The organism is uncultured Castellaniella sp., from assembly GCF_937988725.1.
Lineage (GTDB): Bacteria > Pseudomonadota > Gammaproteobacteria > Burkholderiales > Burkholderiaceae_B > Castellaniella.
This window is the reverse complement of sequence record NZ_CALKHS010000008.1, coordinates 261,513-269,725: the sequence shown is the minus strand read 5'-3', so window position 1 is coordinate 269,725 and position 8,213 is coordinate 261,513. Positions and strand designations below refer to the sequence as shown.

8 protein-coding genes are annotated in these 8,213 nt (G+C 63.7%); 2 read left to right on the top strand and 6 right to left on the bottom strand.

Annotation, left to right across the window (positions count from 1 at the left end; translation table 11 throughout):
- Positions 1 to 114: 114 nt before the first annotated feature.
- Positions 115 to 831, bottom strand: a complete 717-nt coding sequence (locus Q0263_RS07540; protein ID WP_298014944.1) for a GntR family transcriptional regulator — start codon at positions 829 to 831, stop codon at positions 115 to 117.
- A gap of 363 nt (positions 832 to 1,194) precedes the next feature.
- On the opposite strand from Q0263_RS07540, the gene Q0263_RS07535 reads away from it, so the two are divergent.
- Positions 1,195 to 1,968: a cyclase family protein gene (locus Q0263_RS07535; protein ID WP_298014943.1), complete on the top strand. Its 774-nt coding sequence runs from the start codon at positions 1,195 to 1,197 to the stop codon at positions 1,966 to 1,968.
- Positions 1,969 to 2,000: 32 nt separating this feature from the next.
- Entirely contained in the window at positions 2,001 to 3,458 is a 1,458-nt protein-coding gene (locus tag Q0263_RS07530; protein ID WP_298014941.1) for an amidase, read from the top strand.
- Positions 3,459 to 3,484: 26 nt separating this feature from the next.
- Here Q0263_RS07530 and Q0263_RS07525 read toward each other — a convergent pair whose 3' ends face one another.
- The 5 genes from Q0263_RS07525 to Q0263_RS07505 all read right to left on the bottom strand — a co-directional run bounded on the left by Q0263_RS07525 (position 3,485) and on the right by Q0263_RS07505 (position 7,915).
- Positions 3,485 to 4,120 (bottom strand): aspartate/glutamate racemase family protein, encoded by a 636-nt coding sequence (locus Q0263_RS07525; RefSeq protein WP_298014940.1) that lies wholly within the window; start codon positions 4,118 to 4,120, stop codon positions 3,485 to 3,487.
- A 4-nt stretch (positions 4,121 to 4,124) separates the two neighbouring features.
- Positions 4,125 to 4,853: an aspartate/glutamate racemase family protein gene (locus Q0263_RS07520; protein WP_298014938.1), complete on the bottom strand. Its 729-nt coding sequence runs from the start codon at positions 4,851 to 4,853 to the stop codon at positions 4,125 to 4,127.
- A gap of 45 nt (positions 4,854 to 4,898) precedes the next feature.
- Positions 4,899 to 6,197, bottom strand: a complete 1,299-nt coding sequence (locus Q0263_RS07515) for a TRAP transporter large permease (protein ID WP_298014936.1) — start codon at positions 6,195 to 6,197, stop codon at positions 4,899 to 4,901.
- Complete coding sequence (locus Q0263_RS07510) at positions 6,190 to 6,741, bottom strand: TRAP transporter small permease (RefSeq protein ID WP_298014934.1); 552 nt, start codon at positions 6,739 to 6,741, stop codon at positions 6,190 to 6,192. The genes Q0263_RS07515 and Q0263_RS07510 overlap by 8 nt, the downstream gene beginning before the upstream one ends.
- Before the next feature lie 103 nt (positions 6,742 to 6,844).
- Entirely contained in the window at positions 6,845 to 7,915 is a 1,071-nt protein-coding gene (locus tag Q0263_RS07505; RefSeq protein ID WP_298014932.1) for a TRAP transporter substrate-binding protein, read from the bottom strand.
- Positions 7,916 to 8,213: the final 298 nt, after the last annotated feature.

The following is an 8,213-nucleotide window of genomic DNA, read 5'->3' as shown; positions in this document are numbered from 1 at the left end:
CCCCACGCTGCGCCTGCGGCTTGCTGCCCCCCGAGGGGGCGCTTTTCATCTTGGGGCGGCCCGGCGATGAAAGAGGGCCCCCACGCTGCGCCTGCGGCTTGCCGCCCCCCGCGCTCAGTGCGCGAACAACTCGTCGAAATCGGGTTCCAGCGGCTGAGCGCCTTTCAGGTTCAGGCTGTGCTCGATATGCGTCAGGTGTTCCAGCATGAGGCGGTGAGCCCCTTCGGCATCGCCGGCCTCGATCAGGTCCACCAGGTCGGAATGCTCGTTCTGCGGGCAGGCGGACGCGGTGGGGCTGTCGTACAGGGTGATGATCAGGCACGTCAGGGACGTCAGCTCGCGAATGGCGCGCGCCAGGAAGCCCCCCGCCACCATGTCGACCAGATGGATGTGGAACAGGCCTGACAGGCGGATGATCCGACGCAGGTCATCCTGTTCCCGGGCCTCTTTTTCCTCGGCGAGGTGCCTGCGCAGGACCGCCACGTCTTCCGGGGTGGCCTGGCCGCACAGCTTGGCCACCAGCGGCGGCTCCAGCAGGCGCCTGGCTTCGAACATCTCGCACGCTTCCTCCACCGTGGGCTGGGCCACGTAGGCCCCCCGGTTCGGGATGAGCGTGACGATCTGCTCGTGGGCGAGACGCGCCAGCACCTGGCGGATCTTGGTGCGGCTGACGCCCGTGACTTCGGCCAGGCGCTCTTCCGCCAGCTTCGCCCCCGGCAGCAGGCGCCGCTCCAGAATGCCCAGCTGTATGCGCTGATAGATGCCCTCGACGTCCATGACGGCGCGGGTCTGTTTGCGGCGGGATGCGTTCTTCTTGATCTGAGTGAGCATGGTGTCGGGTTTCTGGAGCAATGAATGGCTGCGAATCCGGGCGATCCGAAAAAGACCCCAAGGCCTGTCGAGACCTGGCTTCATTTTGTCGGTCTTTATTGTACACAATGAGCTTTCAGAATTTTGCGGACATTCCTCGGAACAGCTCGCGGCACGCGGCGCGCAATACGCAGCGGGCCTCTCGCCCATCCGCTCACCTCGCCTGAAAACCTCCTTTGACAAAAATAGGCGCAATAGTTACCATCGAAGAATGCAAAGTCTCATATGATTGTTGACAGTTGTGGCAACAAATTCTTTGCAACTAAGCCGGCACAAGACGCGGCATCCCCCCTGCACCATCATCATCACCCAGGAGACAGCATCATGTCCGCGGAAAAAAAACTTCGTCTGGTCGACCTCAGCCTGCCGATCCGTAACGCATCCTTCGATTCGCAGGAACAGCACATCGAATACACCGACCACTATGAAATGGGGCGCCTGAGGGCCAAGGCTTACGGCATCCAGCCCGATGAACTGCCCCTGCCCGGCGTGCACGCGGCCATGGAGCGCGTCACCCTCTCCACCCACGCCGGCACGCACATGGACGCGCCCATCCACTACGGGCCGACCTCCGAAGGCAAGCCCGCCAAGACCATCGACCAGATCCCCCTGGAATGGTGCTACGGCGACGGCGTGGTGCTGGATTTCTCCTGGATGGAGGCAGGGCGCGTGATCGGGGTCGACGACCTCAAGGAAGCGCTCAAGAAGATCAACTACACGCTCCAGCCCGGCAACATCGTGCTGATCCGCACCGACCGCTGGAAGGACTTCGACAAGGTGGACTGGGTCATGCGCCACCCCGGCATGGGACGCGAATCCACGCTGTGGCTGGTGGAACAGGGCATCCGCATGATGGGCACGGACGGCTGGGGCTGGGACATCCCCATCCCCACGATGGCCGAAGCGCTGCGCCACGGCGACAAGGACGCGTTCTTCCCCGGGCATTACGCCGGCCGCGACAAGGAATACTGCCACGTCGAAAAAATGGCGCGCCTCAATGAACTGCCCACGCACGGCTTCAAGGTCGCGATCTTCCCCATCCTGATCGAGCGCGCCTCCGGCGGCTGGTGCCGTCCCGTCGCCATGGTCCAGGAATAACGGGCCATTCGCGCCGCCTTGAAGGAAGATCCATGAGCACAGACAGCCCGAAGGTTCCGCTGGACGACGCATCGCTACAGCCATCGCACCTCTGCCAGGTCGACGCCAGCGATCTGACCGCCGCCCTGCGCAGCGGCCGGCTGAGCGCCAGCCGCCTGGTCGACGCCAGCCTGGCCCGCATCGAGCAGCGCGATCCCTCGCTGCGGGCCTTCATCACTGTCTGTGCTCAGGAAGCTCGCCAGCAGGCGGAAGCGGCGGACCGCGCGCTGGCCAGCGGCGCGCCCGCGGGCCCGCTGTGCGGCCTGCCGATCGCCATCAAGGACAACACGCGCACCGCCGGCTTGCGCACCACGTTCGGTTCACGCGCCTACGCGGACCACGTCCCCGCCGCCGACGACCTGGTGGTCAGCCGGTTGCGGCAAGCCGGCGCCATCATCCTGGGCAAGACCAACACGCCGGAATTCGCCAGCGGCGCCGTCTGCACCAATGCGCTGTGCGGTCCCACCGCCAACCCCTGGAACACGCTCTACTCCACCGGGGGCTCCAGCGGCGGCTCCGCCGCCGCGGTCGCCGACGGCATGGTGGCGCTGGCTCAGGGCACGGACATGGGCGGCTCGGTGCGCACGCCCGCCAGCTTCTGCCACATCGTCGGATTCCGGCCCTCCCTGGGCCGCATCCCCAATGTGCCCAAATCATCCCTGTGGTCGGCCTTCGGCATGCACGGCCTGCTCACGCGCTCCGTGCGCGACGCCGCGCTCATGTTCAACGCCATCGCGGGGCCCGACCCAAGAGACCCCCTGTCCATGCTCGGCGCCCAGCCTTCCGGGGCTCCGCATCGGGCATGGCGCGTCGCCTGCAGCGCGGATCTGGGCGTGACCGCCATCCATTCCGACGTACGGGCCGTTTTCGAATCGGCCCTGGACAGGCTGCGGCATGCCGGCATGCCGCTGACACGGGAACATCCGCAGACGAACGCGGATGCCGTGCGGCACGCCTTCCTGACGCTGGGCACGGCCGGCGCCTACTACGCCCACCACGAACTCTATGAAAAACACCGCGATCAGCTGACGCCGTCGTTCCGCTGGAACGTCGAACGCGGCGCCGGCCTGAGCGCCCAGGAACTGCTGCTGGCGGAGCAAGAGCGCGGCCAGGTCTATCAGTCCTTCCAGCAGTTCTTCGAACACCACGACATCCTGGTGACCGTCAGCGCCTCGGTGCCCCCCTTCCTGAACAGCATCACCGACGTCACGGAAATCGAGGGCGAGCCCATGCGGGACATCCTGGATTACCTGCGAATCACCTACCTGGTGTCCCTGACCGGGCTGCCCTGCCTGTCGCTGCCGGGCGGTTTCACTGCCGACGGCCTGCCCGTCGGGCTGCAGTTGGTGGCGGGCCCCGGCCGCGACGCCCAGCTGCTGGAATTCGCGCAGCATCTGGAACAGCTCGGCTTCGCCTACCAGGTGCCCACGAGCAGCCGCGCGCAAGCCTGAAGCGGCAGCCGCGCCGACGGGCGCGGTTACGGCGCCAGGTCCAGGGCGCCCAGCATGGCCGGAATCGGCTGAAGCACGTTGTACCCCCGATGCGCCAGAGCCTCGCTCAGGGTGATGCCCACGGCGCCCACGATGAAACAGGGGCAGTCGTTGACGGACTGCAATTCCCGGCAGATTTCCGCGGCGGCATCCAGCGCCGTTTCCGGCGCCGCGCAGGCCTGAAGCGGCGAGAGGGGAAGGATCCGGGTCTGCGCCACCAGCCCCGCCCAGCCCGAGGCCTCGAACAGCCCCTGATAGGCGGGCGCCAGTTCGGCGCCGAAAAAGACCGGATTCAGCTTCGCCTGCCGCCGCCCCTGCCAGGCCAGCACGCTGCGGGTGAATCCGTGCACGGGAATGGGGCTGGCCGCCCGCAGGACATCAAAGCCCGTGTCCAGCGAGGACATGACGACCATCTGGTCGAAATCCCGGCCGATCACGGGCAGCTGCCGGACCATGAGCCGCGCCGCCAGTTCATTGTCGGCCAGGCTGTCGATGATGCGCGGCGCGCCGGCGTTGAGCCGCACGGCGTAGTCTTCCCGGCCGTCGATGGCGGCGGCGATGCCGAACCGGAACACTCTCGTGATGGCCGGATCGGCGTTGGGATTGAGAAAGAGCGTTCTCACCCGTTCAATCTAGTTCGCGGAACAGGCGTCCCCAGTTCCGGACCTGCTTCGGATCGGCACCCGCCATCTTGAGCGCCTTCCACACCACGGTCGAGACCGAGTCGTACAGGGGAATGCCGAGTTCGCTTTCCACGCGCTCGGCCAGTTGCGCCGCCTTGACGTTCGTGCACATGACCGTCAGCGCCTCGACCCCCGAGGCGGCCACTTCGCGCGCCATCTGCAGCACCTGGGATTCGGAGACCTCGGAGAAGTCGAAATTCACCTGCAGGCCCGCATGGCGCTCCGCCGGAATGTCGATGCCCGCGGCCTTGTAGTTCGCAACGATCTCCCGCTGCACGGACTCGATGTAGGGGGAGATCAGACCCAGCCGCTTCACGCCGGTCCGCTCGAGGATCTCGTTGAGCGCCAGCACGGAGGTCGTCGTCGGCACGCCGGTCGCCTCCGTGATTTCGCGGCACAGGGCCTCGTCGGACTCGAATCCCATCCAGCTGGCGGCCGTCCCGCTCCATCCGATCACGTCCACATGCGCATCCGCCAACTGCCTGGCGGCATCCAGTATCTTGCCGGTGTCGAACTGTCCCAGCGAGTTCCGGTCCAGCGAAATATTGGTCACCGTAAAGCGCGCGAAGTGCGCCGACACGCCCGGCACCTCGCTGACGATGGCGCTGGTCAAGGGCTCCAGCGCCGTATTGGAGGACGGCGTCAGGATCCCGAGCAACACACGTTTAGTCATTTCATCACCCATCAACCTGAAAAAGGGAAGTCATGCGGCCCGGCGTCACAGCTTCGACGGCAGCCAGAGCGCGATACCGGGGAAATAGATGATCAGCGCCACCAGCAGCAGCATGATCAGCACGAATGGCAACGATCCGCGGATGACGTCCGCGATCGACCCCCGGCCCCGGATGCCCTGGACCACGTACAGGTTCATGCCGACGGGCGGCGTGATGAGCGACAGTTCCATCATGATCACCAGGAAGATCCCGAACCACACCGGGTCGAAGCCCAGCGACACCACCAGCGGCACGATGACGGGCACCGTGGCGATCATCATGGACAGGGTTTCGAGGAAGCACCCCAGGATGATATACAGCACCACCAGGATCCAGATGGTTTCAATGGGCGTCGTGCCCAAGGTGGCCACGTAGTTGGACACGGCCTGCGGCACGCCCAGCATCCCGACGACATAATTCAGGAAGAAGGCGCCCAGGATGATGAGCAGGACCATGGCCGTGGTGCGCGTGGCCGCCAGGAAGGATTCGTGCAGCATGGCGAAGCTCAGCTTGCGGTACCAGGCGGCGACCAGCAGCGACATCACCACGCCGATCGCGGCGGCTTCGGTGGGCGTGGCCCACCCCATGTAGATGCCGCCCATCACCACGAAGAAGACCAGGCCCGGCGGAATCAGTCCGCACAGGTCGCGGAGACGCTCCGACAGCGGCGCGAGGTCTTCCTTGGTCCCGGCCACGGACGGCCGGATCACGCTGAACAGAATGATGGCCAGCATGAACATGGCGGCCAGCAGCAGGCCGGGCACGATGCCGGCGATGAAGAGCTTGCCGATCGAGGTGTTGGTGATCGCGCCGTAAACGATCATGTTGATGCTGGGCGGAATCAGGATCCCCAGGGTGCCCCCCGCGGCGACGGAGCCCAGCACCAGCTTCTCGTCATATTTGCGTTCCTTCAGGGCCGGCAGCGCCACCGTGCCGATGGTGGCCGCCGTCGCCACCGAAGACCCGGAAATGGCGGCGAAGATGGAGCACGAGACGATGTTGGTATGCAGCAGGCCGCCGGGCAGGCGCGACAGCCACCCCGCCAGGGAACGGTACATGCGGTCCGTCACGCCTGCGCGCACCAGGATTTCCCCCAGCAGGATGAACAGGGGAATGCAGGTGAGGATGAAGTCGTTCAGCGCCCCCCACATGGTGTTGCCGAAAGACATCAGCGTCGGCACGCCCAGATAGAGCAGGGCCCCCAGCGCCGCCGTCAGGAACAGCGAGGCCGCGATGCTGATGCCCGTGAGCATCAGCGCCAGCATGATGATGAAGCCAATGAATGCGGTGCCAAAATCAATCATGGCGGTCTCCTTGGGCGCTCACGGCGGACGAGGGCTGACTATCGAGGGCGTCCACGTCCAGCAGTTCCTCCTCGATCTCTTCCTCCAGCGTCTTGGGGCCATAGAACTGCAGCACCTGGTGCGAACGGCCGCGCACCAGCAGCCAGACGGCATGCAGCAGGAGCAGCACCGCGACGGCGGCGAACAGAACCAGGCCCAGCAGCCAGATGGACTGGGGAATCCACTGCGGCGTATGCAGCGGCGTGTTGGCGGTGCTTCCGAAAGCGATGCTTTCGTCCAGAGTGCCCCAGGCCCGCCAGGCCAGGAAACAGGCATACGCCGCCATTCCGGACATGGCCAGAAAATTTGCTATCAGCCGAAAGCGTTCCGGCAACCATTGGTAGAAGATGTCGATACGCGTATGAGCATCTTGCAGCAATGCGTAGGTGAAGCCGAAAGCAGCCATGATGGCAACGATGTAGCCGCCAATTTCATCCGTTCCGATGGATGAGGCATCGAACAGCTTGCGCACGATGACGTCATAGGTGATCAGCAACGACAACACGATCAACGCATATCCAGCGACATACGCCGCTACCCGGGCTACCGGTAAACACGCATTGGAGATCAAATTTGGTCTGGCCATGAGAGCCTCCGATCAAAACGTCTTACCGGATCCCGGAGATGCGGCCATAGCCCATGGCCTTGCCCACGGTGGACAGCCAACGGTCGGAGCACCCCTCTATCACCGCGTTGCATTCCTTGGCCCACTGAGGCAGGACATTGCGGTTGACGACGCCCTTGAGCTGGGCGAGTTCTTCCGGCGTCACCGGATTGAGCGTCATGTTGTACTTGGTGTGCTCCTTGCAATCCGCCTGTCCGGTATTGCAGTTGGTCGCGTCCTTGTCGATGGCGGTGGCCAGGTCCCACATGTCGTTTTCCATCTTCTTGAACGACTTGAGCAGCGCCTCCTGCTTCTCGGGGGAAAACTGGTTCCAGGTGTCCATGTTGATGAAATGCCCCTGCATGGCGTTCGAGACCGCCAGCGGGATCTGGTATTTGGTCACTTCGGGCCATTTCCCGCCATTGCCGGCGGATGCCGCCGTCACGCCGCAATCGGCCACGCCGCGCTGCAGGGCCAGATAGACTTCGCCGTACTGCAAGGTGACGGGTGAGCCGCCCAGGCCCTGCACCAGGGTGGCCATGGACGTCGTGAAGGTACGGATCTTCTTGCCCTTGAAGTCCTCCAGCTTTTCGATGGGGTCCTTGCAGAACAGGATCTGCGGTCCGAAGGGCCACAAGGTGAGCACCTTGGCGTTGAAGCGCTTCTGGACTTCCTTGTCGAATTCGTCGCGCATGGCTTCCATCACCTTGCGCTGGTCGGCGACATTGGTGGCCACGCCGGCCAGGTCGATGCCCTCCAGGAAGGGATCATCCCGCGAAGCCATGCCGATCTGCACCGAGGCCACGTCAAACGCGCCGGCCTTCAGGAGACGCAGCGCATCCGCCGCCTTGACGTTGACCAGGTCCATGGGGCTGTAGCTGACCTGCGATGAAATGCCGGTGTCCTTGGCAAGCTGGGTGAAGAAGGGCCGTTCCACCAGGTCGACCTGCTTTTTGTTGCCCGTGAAGTTGCCCAGCACCTTCAGCGTTGCCGGATCCGCCCAGGCCGCCGTCGATGCCACGCAGGTGAAAGCCAGCGTCGTGGCCAAAAAAAGGCTCTTTGCTTTGAAGCTCATGATTGTCTCCTCGCCAGGTGTAGTCGTGTGTGTAGTGAATCTCCGCCCATGAAATCCTGTCCCGGCTCTCAAAGGCGACTTGGCACTCAGAGCATAAACATGATGTGTACAATATGTCAAAGAAAACCTCTCTCCATTCGATCTGAAATACCGGATTTCAGCCACCTACAAGGGCCTGAAATCGACCTTCAGATCGAACATATTTCCACCATAACTGATTGATTAAGAACAACTATAAAAACAAGAACAACTGTCGAAAAATAAGCACAAAATCTACCGCATAAGTAAAAACACTAAT

Bases quoted from the DNA above. Each gene is read 5' to 3' on its own strand.
- Q0263_RS07540 (WP_298014944.1), bottom strand. From the start codon at position 831: ATGCTCACTCAGATCAAGAAGAACGCATCCCGCCGCAAACAGACCCGC.
- Q0263_RS07535 (WP_298014943.1), top strand. From the start codon at position 1,195: ATGTCCGCGGAAAAAAAACTTCGTCTGGTCGACCTCAGCCTGCCGATC.
- Q0263_RS07530 (WP_298014941.1), top strand. From the start codon at position 2,001: ATGAGCACAGACAGCCCGAAGGTTCCGCTGGACGACGCATCGCTACAG.
- Q0263_RS07520 (WP_298014938.1), bottom strand. From the start codon at position 4,853: ATGACTAAACGTGTGTTGCTCGGGATCCTGACGCCGTCCTCCAATACG.
- Q0263_RS07515 (WP_298014936.1), bottom strand. From the start codon at position 6,197: ATGATTGATTTTGGCACCGCATTCATTGGCTTCATCATCATGCTGGCG.
- Q0263_RS07505 (WP_298014932.1), bottom strand. From the start codon at position 7,915: ATGAGCTTCAAAGCAAAGAGCCTTTTTTTGGCCACGACGCTGGCTTTC.